We start from the raw sequence: 13,807 nt of genomic DNA on the forward strand, positions 1-13,807 counted from the left end.
CCAGTCTGGAAACATGGGGGAATAATGTCGAGCATTGTCATCGACGAGCGCATTTCCGAAGTCCTCAAGGAGATCGCCGAACTGCCGGAATCCTTTGAAATCTCGGCCGAGCAGGACCTCAAGGCCGATCTGAACATCGACTCCCTCAAGCTGATCGACATCGTCGTTCAGGTGGAGGCCGTCCTGGACATCGAACTCGGCGATGAATTCTCCCGTGATCTGGTCACGGTCGGAGATCTCCAGCGCCAGGTGAGCGAGCACGTCGGAGCCTGACGGTTCCGCACGTCGGAACCTGAGGTTCCGCACGTCGGAGCCCGAGGTTCCGCGCGCCCGCCCACCCGATTCCAGCGCCACGGAGTATGCGTTGTTTGAGTTCACCCTGGGCCCGGTCGCGCTGTGCGCGCCCGGCCCCGCGGCCGGCCAGGACGAACACGAGGGCCTGCCCCCCGATCTGCACGAGGTCATCGGCACCGCCGGAGACAAGTTCCGCGACGCGTTCACGCGCATCTGCCTCTACCTCGTCCTCGGCGGCGGCGAGGCTCCCCCGGAGTCGGAGCGTACGGACGAGGCCCCCGCCCGCACGGACGACACCATCGTGATCGGCACCGAGTACGGCAACACCGCGGCCCTCGCGGGCCTGCAGCGCGCCGCGGCCGAGAAGGGGCGGCTGCTGTCCGCCCAGTACTTCCCCAACGCCACGTCCAGTTCGGCGTCGGCGTTCGTCAACATCCGCACCGGGGCGACCGGCCGCAGCATGACGATCAACGCGGGGACGCTCACCCCGGTCGTGGCCCTCTGGCAGGCCCTGTCGACCCTGCACCAGGAGCGCTCCGACGTCGGCCGCCTCCTGATCGGCGACGTCTACGCACCGGAGGCCGTCGCCGACGCGGCACTCGACGCGCCCGACGCCACCTGCCGGGACGGCGTCACGCACGCCTTCCTGCGCAAGGGCGCGGAGTTCACCGCCGAGTTCGCGTTCGGCGCGGCCGACGAGCCGTACAAGGGCGCGCTGCGCACGGTGCGCAGGTCAGGCGGCACCGACGCCACCGCCGAAGGCACCTCCCCCGTCGCGTTCGCCGAGCGCAACAGCGCCTTCGCCACCCGCGCCTTCCTGGACCTGGTCCACTCCCTGGCACCCGCGGAGCGCGCGGTACTCGAATGCCACGCCCCCGACGGCAGGCACGCCACCGTGACGGTGACCCGGAGACAAGCGAACAGCACGAGCGGGAGGTCCCTGTGAGCCGGGGAGCAGCGAGCACCACTGGATCAGCGAGGGTCTTCATCACCGGGCTCGGCGTCATCTCGCCCGCGGGCGCGGGCGTCGAGCCCTTCTGGAACGACCTGTGCGCGGGCCGCAGCCGCTTCGAGGAACTGCCTCCGCTGTACGCGGGGATGAAGCCCGGCATCCTCGGCGGGCGGGTGCCCCAGGAGGCCCGCGAGACCGCGCTCGCGCGCGTGGACGCGGTCACCAGGGAGCGCCCGAGGGCCGCGTCCCTGTTCGCGGAGTTCGCCGCCCTTGAGGCGCTGCGGGACGCCGGTCTCACCCCCGGGGACGCCGCGCTGCGCTCCGCCGTCGTCTGCGTCGGCAGCAGTGACGGCCAGGCGGAGGCGCTGGAGGACGTGGTCGCGGGGCGCGGGGACGCCACCGGCACCGGCGGGTTCGCCAGCTACTCCATCGCCCAGGGCGTGGCCCGCACGGTCGGTGCTTCGGGCCCCGCCTACCTGCTCCAGAGCACCTGCGCGTCGGCGAACGTCGCGCTGTCCTGCGCCTTGGAGATGCTCCGCGCGGGCATCGCGGACACCGCCGTGGTCGGGGGCTGCGACCCGTACTCGGAGAAGAACATCATCGGGTTCAACACCCTCCAGGCCATCGGCCCCAAGCCCTGCAAGCCCTTCACCAAGGGGCGGCGCTTCGTCACGCCGTCGGAGGGCTCGGGCATGTTCGTGCTGCAGACCGAGCGCGCGCTCCGCCCGGACGCGACTCCGTACGCGGAGGTGCTCGCCACCGCCATCAGCAACGACGCGAGCCACCCGACGGCCCCCGACCGCGAGGGCGTCGCCGCCTGTCACCGGCGTTCGCTGGAGGAGGCCGGGCTCAAGGCCGACGACATCGACGTGATCTTCGCGCACGGCACGGGCAGCAGGGCCAACGACACCATCGAGGGCGGCATCTTCGCGGAGCGGTACCCGCGGGCGGCGGTCACCGCGATCAAGAGCACCATCGGGCACCTGATGGGCGCGGCGGGCGCGGCCGGAGTCGTGGCGGCCTGTCTGGCGCTGCGGCACCGCCAGGTACCGCCGACCGCGGTCGACCCCGACGACGTCGAGCTGGACATCAACCTGGTCACCGGGGAGCCGCTCTCCGTACCGGACCTGCGGCACGTCCAGAACAACGCGTTCGGCTTCGGCGGCAACAACGCGATCAGCATCTTCCGGAGCGCGTCATGACGGTCCCCCCGTCCGTCCCTTCGTCCCTCACGGGCGAAAAGTCGGTGCTGCGCCTCACCTTCGACGGGCCGCTCGCCGTCCTCTCCATGGACAGCGCGCCGATGAACCTGTTCGACGAGGCGATGTGGGGGGCGTGGGCGGACGCGGTCGAGTGGCTGACCGCCCATCCGCCCCGCGCGCTCCTCGTCCGCGCCGAGGGCCGGGTCGTCAGCGCGGGCGTCGACGTACGCGTCTTCGCCGACCTCGACCCGGCCGACGCGGAGTCCTTCTGGCGTACGAAGCTGGGCGTCACCCAGGCGTTGGAGGCGCTGCCCTGCCCCACCGTGTTCGCCGCGCACTCGCTGACCCTGACCGCCGCCTTCGAACTGGCCCTGGCCTGTGACCTGGTGGTGGCGACCGCGCAGGCCCGGTTCGGCCTGGTCGAGCGGAAGATCGCGTTCACTCCGTCGATGGGAGGCACCCAGCGGCTCGCCCTGCGCGCGGGCCCGTCCCGGGCGCGTGAGCTCGTCATGACGGGCGACCTCTACCGCGGGTCCGTGCTCGCCGACTGGGGCGTGGTCAACGCCCTGCTGCCGCAGGCGTCCTTCGACACCGACGCCCGCGCGTACGCGATGCGCCTCGCCACCGGACCGACCGCCGCCCATCGGGCCACCAAGGAGATCGTGCGCCGGTGCCTGACCGACGGCATCGCGGCGGCGGACGACGCCCTGCCGCACATCGCCGCCGACGTCACGGGGACCGGCGACCACCGACGCGCCGTCACGGCGTTCCTGACGGACGGTCCGGAGCACGAAACGGAGTACGAAGGCCGCTGAGAGCCGCTGAGAGCCGCTGGTGGAAGCCTGATGGACGCCTGAGAAACACCCCTCTCCACCGGCCCCGCGCCCTCCCTCCCGTACGCATGTGCCAGGCTGTCGCACGCAACAAGCCGACACAGGCCGTACAGGGAGGGGTTCGCGGGTGGCCGCGATGCAGCTGACACGGACGCACCGGATACTCATCGGGGTGGTCGTCGCCGGTGCCGTCGTCATCGCCGGAATCGGCTTCGCGGGGTCGTACGCGGCCGTGCGCGAACTCGCCGAGAAGAAGGGCTTCGGCGGCTTCTCGGTGGTCTTCCCGATCGGCATCGACGCGGGCATCTGCGTCCTGCTCGCCCTCGACCTCCTGCTGACCTGGATCCGCATCCCGTTCCCGCTCCTGCGCCAGACGGCGTGGCTGCTGACGGCGGCGACCATCGCGTTCAACGGCGCGGCGGCCTGGCCCGACCCGCTCGGCGTGGGCATGCACGCGGTCATCCCGGTGCTCTTCGTGGTCTCGGTCGAGGCGGCGCGGCACGCGGTGGGCCGGATCGCGGACATCACGGCCGACAAGCACATGGAGGGCGTGCGCCTCACGCGCTGGCTGCTCTCGCCGGTCCCCACGTTCAAACTGTGGCGCCGGATGAAGCTGTGGGAACTGCGCTCCTACGAGCAGGTCATCAAGCTCGAACAGGACCGCCTCGTCTACCAGGCCCGCCTCCAGGCCCGCTTCGGCCGCTCCTGGCGCCGCAAGGCCCCGGTCGAGTCGCTGATGCCGCTGCGCCTGGCCCGCTTCGGCGTCCCGCTCGCGGAGACCGCCCCCGCGGGCCTCGCGGCGGCGGGCATCGAACCGGTCCTGCTGCCGCCCGCGCCGAAGGCGGTGGAACCGGCCCCGGAGCAGACCGCACAGCCCCAGCAACCCCAACTGGCCGCCGCGCTCCCCGCCCAGACTCCGGAACCCGCCCATCCCCAGCCCCAGCCCCAGCCCCAGCAGCCCGAGGCCCCGGTCGAAACGCTCCCGGTGGCCCAGCACGCGAGCCCCTGGTTCTCGGCGCACAACGCCTCGTACGAGCCCGTGGTCCCGTACGACGAGTGGTACGCCGAGCAGGAACGCCTCCAGCAGGAACAGCAAGGCCAGCAGACGCAGCAGGTGCAGGTGCCGCAGCAGACGCAGCAGACGCAGCAGCAAGTGCAGGTGCAGCACGAGCAGCCCGCGCAACACGAGCAGCCCGCCCAGGAGTTCCCGGTACCGAACGGAGCAGGCGGCACACGCCCGCTAGGCGACGGCTCCCCCCAGCCGGAACCCCAGCCCGCCCCCGAGCCCCCCGCCGCCCCCACCGACGAGGAGCTCTACGAGGTGTTCCGCTACTCGATAGGGGGCGAGGGCATGCCCACCCCGGGCGCGTTCGCGGCCAACGTCGAGGCGACGTACGGCCTGCGCCTCCAGTCCCGCGCGCTGAACAGCTACATGGACCAGTTCACGGCCCGGCTCAACGACGAGCTGATGGAAGACCACATCGCGTAACTCAGCACCCCAGTAACTCAGGACGCCCTGGGCGGCACGAGATTGCGCTCGGCGCCGAGGGCGGTGCCGGTGTCGGCGTAGAGGGTGACCGCCCCGTCGCCGCGACGCACGACCAGGTCGTCGGGGCGGCCGTTGGCGGTGTAGTTGCCGGCGGTCATCACCTGGGCGTTCTTCCACGAGGCACTCGGCGCCCGCAGCTGCGTCTCCTTGCCGATGCCACCCGCGCCCACGTCCTGGTAGAGGCTGAGCTTGCCGCTGCCCCAACGGACGACGATGTCCCAGGACCGGTTACCGGTGAAGTCACCACTGGCAACCAGACCGGCACTCTTCCAAATGGGCCCGGCCTTCCGAAGCCTGCTCTCCTTGACGAAGCCGCGGCGATCGACATCCCTATAGAGGCTGACCTCGCCATCGCTCCAGCGTACGACCACGTCGTCGACCCGCTCGTTGCCGCTGAAGCGACCCGCGGTGATCTGTACGGCGTGCTTCCAGGTGGACTTGGCGGCGGCGAGCTCGATCTCCTTGCCGAAGCCCGCGGCGCTCACGTCCGGGTACAGGCTGACCTTGCCGTCGGACCAGCGCACCATCAGGTCGGAGAGTCCCTCGCCGGTGAAGTCGCCGCCGGTGATCGTCACGGCCTGCTTCCAGGCGGGGTTGGCCTTCCGCAGCCGCCGTTCCGCGGTGAAGCCGCCCCTGCCGTCGCCCGGGTGGAGGGTGACCTCGCCGTCCTTCCAGACGACGAGCAGATCGGCGCTGCCGTCACCGGTGTAGTCACCGCCGGCAAACTGCTTCGCGTGCTGCCAAGTCTCCCCTGCACCAAGGGAGTTGGGAAACGGCGGACGCTCGACGACTCCAACATCACGCACCGCGTCACCATAGAGCGCGAAGACCTGATCATCATAGAACGGCGCGTACGAGACGGAATCAGTGGCACCGCCGCCACCGGCGCCGCCGATGTTGCCGACGACCTGCCCCGTCTTGGTCCTCTCGTCGAAGTTCATCAGCCAGGGGCTGCCCGACGTACCGCCGAAGAAGCCGCCGCACTCCATGCGCAGCTGCTTGTACCCGGAGAGCCGGGTGGTCTTCGTCCGGCACTTGATCGCCTGGTCCTTGGGGGCGTTCCTGGCCGACGGATAGCCCATGACGGTGACCTGCACGCGGTAACTGGGCGTACGGGTAAGCGTGTTGGCGCCGGTGACCTTCTCGATCTGACGGCCGAGCTTGTCGGGCTTGACCGTGGCGAAGGCGAAGTCGAGGTCGGATCCTGGCCCGTAGGCGGTGTGCCGCGGATCCTTGAAGACCCGGTCGACGGCCCAGATGCCATGGGGCTGCCGCGCGGGCGCCTTGCCCGTGCGGTACTGGGGCACGAAGGCGTACTTGTCACCGTTGCCGCAGTGACCGGCGGTGAGGATCAGATTGCCCTTGGGGCTGTGCACGACGCTGGCGGTGCAGTTGTGCGTGGCCATGCCTTTGTCGACGAAGTACAGAACGCCGACGGTCTTGGACCCTTGGTAATCAACCTGAGCACGATCGCCATAAACAACGCCGCGAGAAGCCGCCACCTTCAACGCCCCTTCCTCAGCGCTCTCCCCAGTCCCCTCCCCCTGCGGCTGAGGCGGCGTAGCCGACTCCATACGCGCAACGGTCCAGAACTCCTCCGCACTCCGAACCCCCCATCCCCCGCCACTCTCGCGCGGAACGGCCCAACTCTCACCGCCAGTTGACGGCTTCGGCACGGCGAAGGCGGTAACCGCCGAAGCGGCGAGCAACGCACCCCCCACCCCCACAGAGACGGCTCTCACCCAACAAGAACTGCGCACAACTACCTTCCTGCTACAACCTCAGGCCTGAGGGGCAAGGTTAGAGGTGCGAGGAACGGCGCAGGCAGTCAGGGGCGCGGGAAACGGCGCAGGCAGTCAGGGGCGCGGGAAACGGCGCAGGCAGTCAGGGGCGCGGGGAACTGCGCAGGCAGTTAGGGGCGCGGGGAACTGCGCAATCTTTAAGCCGCACCCTCAAACGGCGGAAGGGAACCGGGGGGTCTAGGGGCGCGGGGAACGGCGCAATCTTTTAGGGGCGCGAGGAACGGCGCAATCTTGAACCCCGCCCCCACCCACCCGCAGGGAACGTCAAGCCGCCCAAGACTTCCGCTTCTTGGCAACCTCCGCATAAACCGCAACAGAGACGCCTCCCACAAACAGCACCACATACAGCGGCGTAGGCACATCCCACCACTTGTGCAACAGCCCCCAGGGCTCATCCCCAAAGACCCGCCCACCAACCCCCAGCCCGCCCTGAACCCCGACGACCCACCCAACAACGGCGATGATTTCCTTCATACAAAGAGAATCGCCGGGGACAGAGACGAATTCGTCCTGCCCCCGGCGGATCCACGGGTAGTCCAAAGGATGCAGCGCCGAGGCACCCCGGCACCGACACCCACACCCCACCTACGCGCCGAGCAACTTCCGCACCCGCTCCGCGCCCACGGCGAGCAGAAGCGTAGGCAGCCGAGGCCCGGTCTCCCGAGTGACGAGCAGCCGGTAGAGCAGCGCGAAGAACGACCGCTGCGCGACCTTGATCTCCGGCGGCAGCTCCTTCGCCGTAGCGTCCGGGGAGAACCCGGCCCGCACCTTCGGCACGCCGTACACCAGATGGGTCAGACCATCCAGGGACCAGTGCGAGTCGAGCCCCTCAAGAAGCAGCCGAAGCGACTTACGCCCCTCCTCATCCAAAGACGAAAGCAGCTCCACGTCCGGCTCGCCCCGCACGATGGTCCGCGCGTCGGCAGGCACCTGCGTGGTGATCCAGTTCTCCGCACGGTCCAGCCGCGGCCGCACCTCGTCGAGCGACCCGATCGGCGCCGACGGGTCGAGATCGCGCAGGATCCGCAGGGTCTGGTCCTCCGCCCCGGCGGTGACGTCGGCGACGGACGCCAGCGTCCGGTACGGCAGCGGCCGCGGCGTACGCGGCAGCTCACCCGCGGCGGTCCGCACGGCCCGCGAGTGCGCGGCCGCGTCGGCGGGCAGCACGGAGCCGTCCGCGACCTTGGACTCCAGCTTGTCCCACTCGTCGTAGAGCCGCTGGATCTCCTGGTCGAAGGCGATCTTGAACGACTGATTGGGCTTGCGCCGCGCGTACAGCCAACGCAGCAGCGGCGCCTCCATGATCTTCAGCGCGTCGCCGGGGGTCGGCACGCCGCCCTTGCTGGACGACATCTTCGCCATGCCGCTGATGCCCACGAAGGCGTACATGGGCCCGATCGGCTGTACGCCGTCGAAGATCTGCCGGACGATCTGCCCGCCGACGACGAAGGAGGACCCCGGGGACGAGTGGTCGACACCGCTCGGCTCGAAGATCACGCCCTCGTACGCCCAGCGCATCGGCCAGTCGACCTTCCAGACCAGCTTGCCGCGGTTGAACTCGCTCAGCCGGACGGTCTCGCCGAAGCCGCAGCCCTCGGCCGTGCAGGTGTAGACGAGCTCGGTGGTCTCGTCGTCGTACGACACGACGGCGGTCAGGTCCTTCTCGCACCGCCCGCAGTAGGGCTTGTACGGGAAGTACCCGCTGGTGCCGCCGCTGCCGTCGTCCTCGCCCGCGGCGCCCGACCCCTCGGCGGCTTCGAGCTCGGCCTCGTCGACGGGCTTCTGCGACTGCTTGCCGCCCTTACCGCCCTTCGACGGGTCCTTCTTGGTGCGGTACTGGTCGAGGATCCCGTCGATGTCACCCCGGTGCTTCATCGCGTGCAGGACCTGCTCGCGGTAGACACCGGAGGTGTACTGCGCGGTCTGGCTGATCCCGTCGTACGCCACGCCGAGCTCGTCGAGCGCCTCGGTCATGGCGGCCTTGAAGTGCTCGGCCCAGTTCGCGTACGCGGAGCCCGCCGGGGCCGGGACCGAGGTCAGCGGCTTGCCGATGTGCTCGGCCCAGGACTCGTCGACGCCGGGGACACCGGCCGGGACCTTGCGGTAGCGGTCGTAGTCGTCCCAGGAGATCAGGTGCCTGACCTCAAGGCCGCGACGGCGGATCTCGTCGGCGACCAGGTGTGGGGTCATGACCTCGCGCAGGTTGCCCAGGTGGATCGGCCCGGACGGGGAGAGTCCGGAGGCGACGACCACAGGTTTGCCCGGGGCACGACGCTCCGACTCGGCGATGACCTCGTCCGCGTAGCGGGCGACCCAGTCGGTGGTATCAGTGCTCTGAGCTGCCACGATCGGCACGTCCTCTTGTTTCCTCGGGATTCTCGGAAGCTGGCGTCAGCCATTGTCCCAGACGGAAGGAGCCGGTCCGGGGTTGCTCTTGTCCAGGAGAAACGGCGTCCACGCTCATGGGACACTTGACGCTCACCCTGACGCACCTCATTTTTTCGAGAACTCGAGAACTCGAGAACTTACGAGAACGGAAGCTCATGGCCCCGGTCACGTCCCTCACCGCCTCCGTCCACCAGCGCCTCGCGGACGCCCTCTCGGCTGCCCTGCCGGAGACCGGCGCCGACGCGGACCCGCTGCTGCGACGGAGCGACCGAGCGGACTTCCAGGCCAACGGCATCCTGGCCCTCGCGAAGAAGGCCAAGGCGAACCCGCGCGAGCTCGCGACCCAGGTCGTCGAGAAGATCACCAACGGCGATCTCCTCGCCGACGTCGAGGTGTCCGGCCCCGGCTTCCTGAACGTGACGGTCACCGACAAGGCGATCACCGAGACCCTCGCCGCGCGCGCCGCCGACGGCGACCGGCTCGGCGTCCCGCTGAACCCCGCCGCGGGCACGACGGTCATCGACTACGCCCAGCCGAACGTGGCGAAGGAGATGCACGTCGGCCACCTCCGCTCGGCGGTCATCGGCGACGCCCTGCGCGGCATGCTGGACTTCACCGGCGAGAAGACGATCGGCCGCCACCACATCGGCGACTGGGGCACCCAGTTCGGCATGCTCATCCAGTACCTGATCGAGAACCCGGACACCCTGGCCCCCGCCGAGGACGTCGACGGCGAGCAGGCCATGTCGAACCTGAACAAGGTCTACAAGGCGTCGCGCGCCGTCTTCGACTCCGACGAGGCGTTCAAGGAGCGGGCCCGCAAGCGGGTCGTCGCCCTGCAGTCCGGCGACAAGGAGACCCTGGACCTCTGGCAGCGGTTCGTGGACGAGTCGAAGGTCTACTTCTACTCGGTCTTCGAGAAGCTGGACATGGAGGTCCGGGACGACGAGATCGTCGGCGAGTCCGCGTACAACGACCTGATGCCGGAGACGGCCCGCCTCCTTGAGGAGTCGGGCGTGGCCGTCCGCTCCGAGGGCGCCCTCGTCGTCTTCTTCGACGAGATCCGCGGCAAGGACGACCAGCCGGTCCCGCTGATCGTGCAGAAGGCCGACGGCGGCTTCGGTTACGCGGCGTCCGACCTCTCCGCGATCCGCGACCGCGTCCTGGACCTGAACGCCACGACGCTCCTCTACGTGGTGGACGTGCGCCAGTCCCTCCACTTCAAGATGGTCTTCGAGGCGGCCCGCCGGATGGGCTGGCTGAACGACGACGTCACCGCGCACAACATGGGCTACGGCACGGTGCTCGGCGCCGACGGCAAGCCCTTCAAGACGCGCGCGGGCGAGACGGTACGCCTGGAGGACCTCCTCGACGAGGCGGTGGAGCGGGCGACGGCGGTGGTCCGCGAGAAGGCCGAGAAGATCGGCCTGACCGAGGCCGAGATCATCGAGAACGGCCGCTACGTGGGCATCGGCGCGGTCAAGTACGCGGACCTCTCCACCTCGGCGAACCGCGACTACAAGTTCGACCTGGACCAGATGGTCTCGCTCAACGGCGACACGTCGGTCTACCTCCAGTACGCCTACGCCCGCATCAAGTCGATCCTGCGCAAGGCGGACGCGGCGTCCCCCGCCGCCCACCCGGAACTCGAACTCGCCCCCGCGGAGCGGGCGCTGGGCCTCCACCTGGACGCCTTCGGCGAACAGCTCACGGACGCGACGGCGGAGTACGCCCCCCACAAACTGGCGGCGTACCTCTACCAACTGGCCTCGCTCTACACGACGTTCTACGACCAGTGCCCGGTCCTCAAGGCAGACACCCCGTCCCAGACGGAGAACCGCCTCTTCCTCTGCGACCTCACGGCCCGCACCCTGACCAAGGGAATGTCCCTCCTGGGCATCAGGACCCCCGAGCGCCTGTAACCCGCCCCTTGCCCCGCCCGCGCCCCCTCCCGAGGGGGCGCGGGTGTTTTTTAGGGGGCGCGGGGAACTGCGCAGTCTTTAAGCCGCGGATGCCGCGATCGGTGCATACATGGCCGGAATTCGCCCAGATCACTTTTCCCCCCGACCGCCGGTTTACGGCCAAAGGTGCGCGAATTCGCTCGTACCGCACACGCCGCCGATTACGTTCGGTGAGCCGTCGGGCACTCTCGGCGGATCACCCACCGTACGGAGGAACGCATGTCGGCACCTGTGGCCAATTTCTGGGGCGACCTCGACCCGAACAACCGCGTCGAATTCCCCGAAGCGAAGCGCCCTGACGAGACCTGGGAGCTCAGGGACGGCGGCACCGCGTGGGTCTACCGCGCCCCCGGCCACGACAACATCCGGCGGCCCGTGATCCTCTCCGACGGGTTCTCCAGCCTGCCCAGCTCGTACAACGAGCTCTACTACGGCCTGGAGGGCGCGGGCTCCCCGGACTACAAGTTCATCTCCGCCCTGCACGAGCGCGGCTACGACCTGGTGCTCCTCGGCTACCAGGACCGCACGAAGTCGATCATCGACAACGCCAAGGTCGCCACCGAGTGCATCCACAACGCGATCGCCCGCCAGGAGGGCGACGCCCTCCTCACCGTCGGCGGCTTCAGCATGGGCGGGCTCATCACCCGCTACGCACTGGCCGACATGGAACGCAAGCGGATGAACCACAACACCGCCGTGTACCTCTCCTACGACACCCCGCACCGCGGCGCCTGGCTGCCCATCGGCATCGAGAAGCTCGTCCCCTACCTGCTCGGCGACTCGCGCATGCTGAGCCTGGTGAGCAGCCCGGCCGCGAAGCAGATGCTGCGCTGGCACACCAGCAAGGTCGAGGGCGAACCGGCCATGCACGACGACCGCAAGACCTTCCTCCAAGCGCTGGAGAAGCTCGGCAACTGGCCCATGATCCCCCGCCTCATCGGCGTCGCGAACGGCGACGGCAAGGGCGTCGGCAACGGCATCAAGGCCGGTGAGGCCGCCCTGACCGCCGAGGGTGACCTCAAGGGAACCAAGCTCTACACCCAGCCCGGGGGCAAGGGCGCCCTGGTCGCGGAGCTGGCGAAGACGGGCGCGGACCCGGTCACCGTCCGCACCGACACCATCCCCGAACTGGACGGCGCCCCCGGCGGCACCCTCGGCAACTTCAGCCTGGTGGCGGGCCTCCTCCAGCAGCTCGGCGCACCCGCGACCGCGCACCACCCGGCCACCTGCTTCGTGCCCTCGGGCAGCGCGGTCGACCTCCTGGACTTCGACCTGGCGACCCCGGAGGCCGACCCCTTCGCCGACCTCCGCAAGGTGTCGGAGGAGAACAGCGGCCTGCACTCCTACCTGCTCTCGGAGACGAGCACCCCGCACACGTCGATGACGCGGCAACTGGGCGAGTGGATCGTGAACCAGCTGGCCAACTAGGGCTTCCCCGAGGGGAAACTTGTGGGGGTGCGGGGAACGGCGCAGGCAGTTAGGGGCGCGGGGAACTGCGCAATCTTGAAGCCGCACCTTCAGACGGCGGAAGGGAACCGGGGGGTCTAGGGGCGCGGGGAACGGCGCAATCTTTTAGGGGCGCGGGGAACTGCGCAATCGTTAAGCCCCGCCCCCACCCACCCGCAACCCCTCCCCAAGCCTCCGCAGCCCCTCCCCGATCTCATCGGGAGTCTGCGTCACAAAGCAAAGCCGCAGGGTAGCCACATCCACCGCCCCTGCGAAGAACGGCGCCCCAGGCACATACGCCACGTCATGCGCGATGACACCCGGCAACAACGCCCCCGCGTCGTACCCGTCAGGCAACGTCGCCCAGACGAACATCCCACCCTCAGGCCGAATCCAGCTCGCCCCCGAGGGCAACGCCTCCCCGAGCCCCGCAAGCATCGCGTCCCGCCGCTCCCGATAGACCCCCGCAACCCGAGCAACATGCGCATCAAGATCACAGTCCGCCAAGTACCGAGCCGCAGCAAGCTGATTGACCGTAGGCGTATGCAGATCCGCCGCCTGCTTGGCGACAACACAAGCCCGCACCACCGCCGCAGGCCCCCGCAACCACCCCAGCCGCAACCCCGGCGCCATCACCTTGGAAAGGCTCCCGAGTAGCACCGTCCGGTCCTCGGCCCCGGCGTACGTCGCAACCCAAGGCACCCGCTCGCCCTCGAACCGCAGCTCCCCGTAAGGATCGTCCTCGACGATCCACAGCCCGCGCCGCCCGGCAACGCGAGCAACCGCCGCACGCCGCTCCGCAGGCAACGTACGCCCCGTCGGGTTCTGAAAAGTGGGAACGGTGTAGAGCAGCTTCGGCCGGTGCAGCGCGACCAGTTCATCGAGAGCGTCCGGGTCGATGCCCGCCTCGTCGCAGGGCACGGGCACCACACGCGCGCCCGCGAACGCGAAGGCCTGCAGAGCGGCGAGGTAACACGGATTCTCGACGAGGACGGTGTCACCGGGCTCGATCAGAGCCGTGGCGAGCAGCGAAAGCCCTTGCTGGGACCCGGTGGTGACGACCAGGTCATCAGCCACAGTCGGCAGCCCCCGCACAGCGAACCGCCCCGCGAGCGCCGCACGCAGCGTGGGCTCGCCCTCGGTCGTCGAGTACTGCAGCGCCCGCTCAGGCACCTCGGCGAGAACCGCGCGAAAAGCGGCCGCGATGCCGTCGGCGTCGAAGAGTTCGGGCGCGGGCAGGCCGCCCGCGAAGTTGATGACCTCGGGCCGCGCGGTGACCGCGAGGATGGCGCGTACGGGCGAGCCACCGACGTCACGGGCGCGGGCTGCCAACTCGGGTACGGGTGCGTCGGTGACGGACATCAGCGGGGCTCCTTCGCT

The 13,807-nt window shown here is 69.5% G+C and carries 11 protein-coding genes; 7 read left to right on the plus strand and 4 right to left on the minus strand.

Annotated features, from left to right (window positions below):
• Positions 1-24 precede the first annotated feature (24 nt).
• From CP970_RS18510 to CP970_RS18530, 5 genes are all read left to right on the plus strand, one after another.
• Positions 25-273, plus strand: coding sequence for an acyl carrier protein (locus tag CP970_RS18510; protein WP_055553076.1), 249 nt, complete (start codon positions 25-27; stop codon positions 271-273).
• A 91-nt stretch (positions 274-364) separates the two neighbouring features.
• On the plus strand, positions 365-1,240 hold the full coding sequence (locus CP970_RS18515) for a hypothetical protein (protein ID WP_055553077.1): 876 nt from the start codon (positions 365-367) through the stop codon (positions 1,238-1,240).
• Complete coding sequence (locus tag CP970_RS18520; RefSeq protein ID WP_055553078.1) at positions 1,237-2,448, plus strand: beta-ketoacyl synthase N-terminal-like domain-containing protein; 1,212 nt, start codon at positions 1,237-1,239, stop codon at positions 2,446-2,448. Before CP970_RS18515 ends, CP970_RS18520 begins: the two co-directional genes overlap by 4 nt.
• Positions 2,445-3,263 carry an enoyl-CoA hydratase/isomerase family protein gene (locus CP970_RS18525; RefSeq protein ID WP_150493563.1) on the plus strand — a complete coding sequence of 273 codons (819 nt, stop codon included), beginning with the start codon at positions 2,445-2,447 and terminating at the stop codon, positions 3,261-3,263. The genes CP970_RS18520 and CP970_RS18525 overlap by 4 nt, the downstream gene beginning before the upstream one ends.
• A 154-nt stretch (positions 3,264-3,417) precedes the next feature.
• Positions 3,418-4,770: a DUF2637 domain-containing protein gene (locus CP970_RS18530; protein ID WP_150493565.1), complete on the plus strand. Its 1,353-nt coding sequence runs from the start codon at positions 3,418-3,420 to the stop codon at positions 4,768-4,770.
• Between the two features lie 17 nt (positions 4,771-4,787).
• On the opposite strand, the gene CP970_RS18535 is transcribed toward CP970_RS18530, so the two are convergent.
• From CP970_RS18535 to lysS, 3 genes are all read right to left on the minus strand, one after another.
• Positions 4,788-6,404, minus strand: a complete 1,617-nt coding sequence (locus tag CP970_RS18535; protein WP_224058509.1) for a trypsin-like serine peptidase — start codon at positions 6,402-6,404, stop codon at positions 4,788-4,790.
• A 492-nt stretch (positions 6,405-6,896) separates the two neighbouring features.
• Positions 6,897-7,106 carry a hypothetical protein gene (locus tag CP970_RS18540; RefSeq protein ID WP_150493567.1) on the minus strand — a complete coding sequence of 70 codons (210 nt, stop codon included), beginning with the start codon at positions 7,104-7,106 and terminating at the stop codon, positions 6,897-6,899.
• 111 nt (positions 7,107-7,217) lie between these two features.
• Entirely contained in the window at positions 7,218-8,987 is a 1,770-nt protein-coding gene (gene lysS, locus CP970_RS18545; protein WP_079044107.1) for a lysine--tRNA ligase, read from the minus strand.
• Positions 8,988-9,175: 188 nt separating this feature from the next.
• Between lysS and argS the strand changes: the two genes are divergently transcribed.
• Together argS and CP970_RS18555 are read left to right on the plus strand one after the other, a co-directional pair.
• The gene (gene argS / locus CP970_RS18550; protein ID WP_055557167.1) at positions 9,176-10,942 is read left to right on the plus strand and encodes an arginine--tRNA ligase; all 1,767 of its coding nucleotides are present in this window, start codon (positions 9,176-9,178) and stop codon (positions 10,940-10,942) included.
• A 258-nt stretch (positions 10,943-11,200) separates the two neighbouring features.
• Positions 11,201-12,409, plus strand: coding sequence for an esterase/lipase family protein (locus CP970_RS18555; RefSeq protein WP_063806296.1), 1,209 nt, complete (start codon positions 11,201-11,203; stop codon positions 12,407-12,409).
• A 171-nt stretch (positions 12,410-12,580) separates the two neighbouring features.
• Here CP970_RS18555 and CP970_RS18560 read toward each other — a convergent pair whose 3' ends face one another.
• Positions 12,581-13,789, minus strand: a complete 1,209-nt coding sequence (locus CP970_RS18560; protein ID WP_150493569.1) for an aminotransferase-like domain-containing protein — start codon at positions 13,787-13,789, stop codon at positions 12,581-12,583.
• Positions 13,790-13,807 lie beyond the last annotated feature (18 nt).

This window comes from Streptomyces kanamyceticus, from assembly GCF_008704495.1.
Taxonomy (GTDB): domain Bacteria; phylum Actinomycetota; class Actinomycetes; order Streptomycetales; family Streptomycetaceae; genus Streptomyces; species Streptomyces kanamyceticus.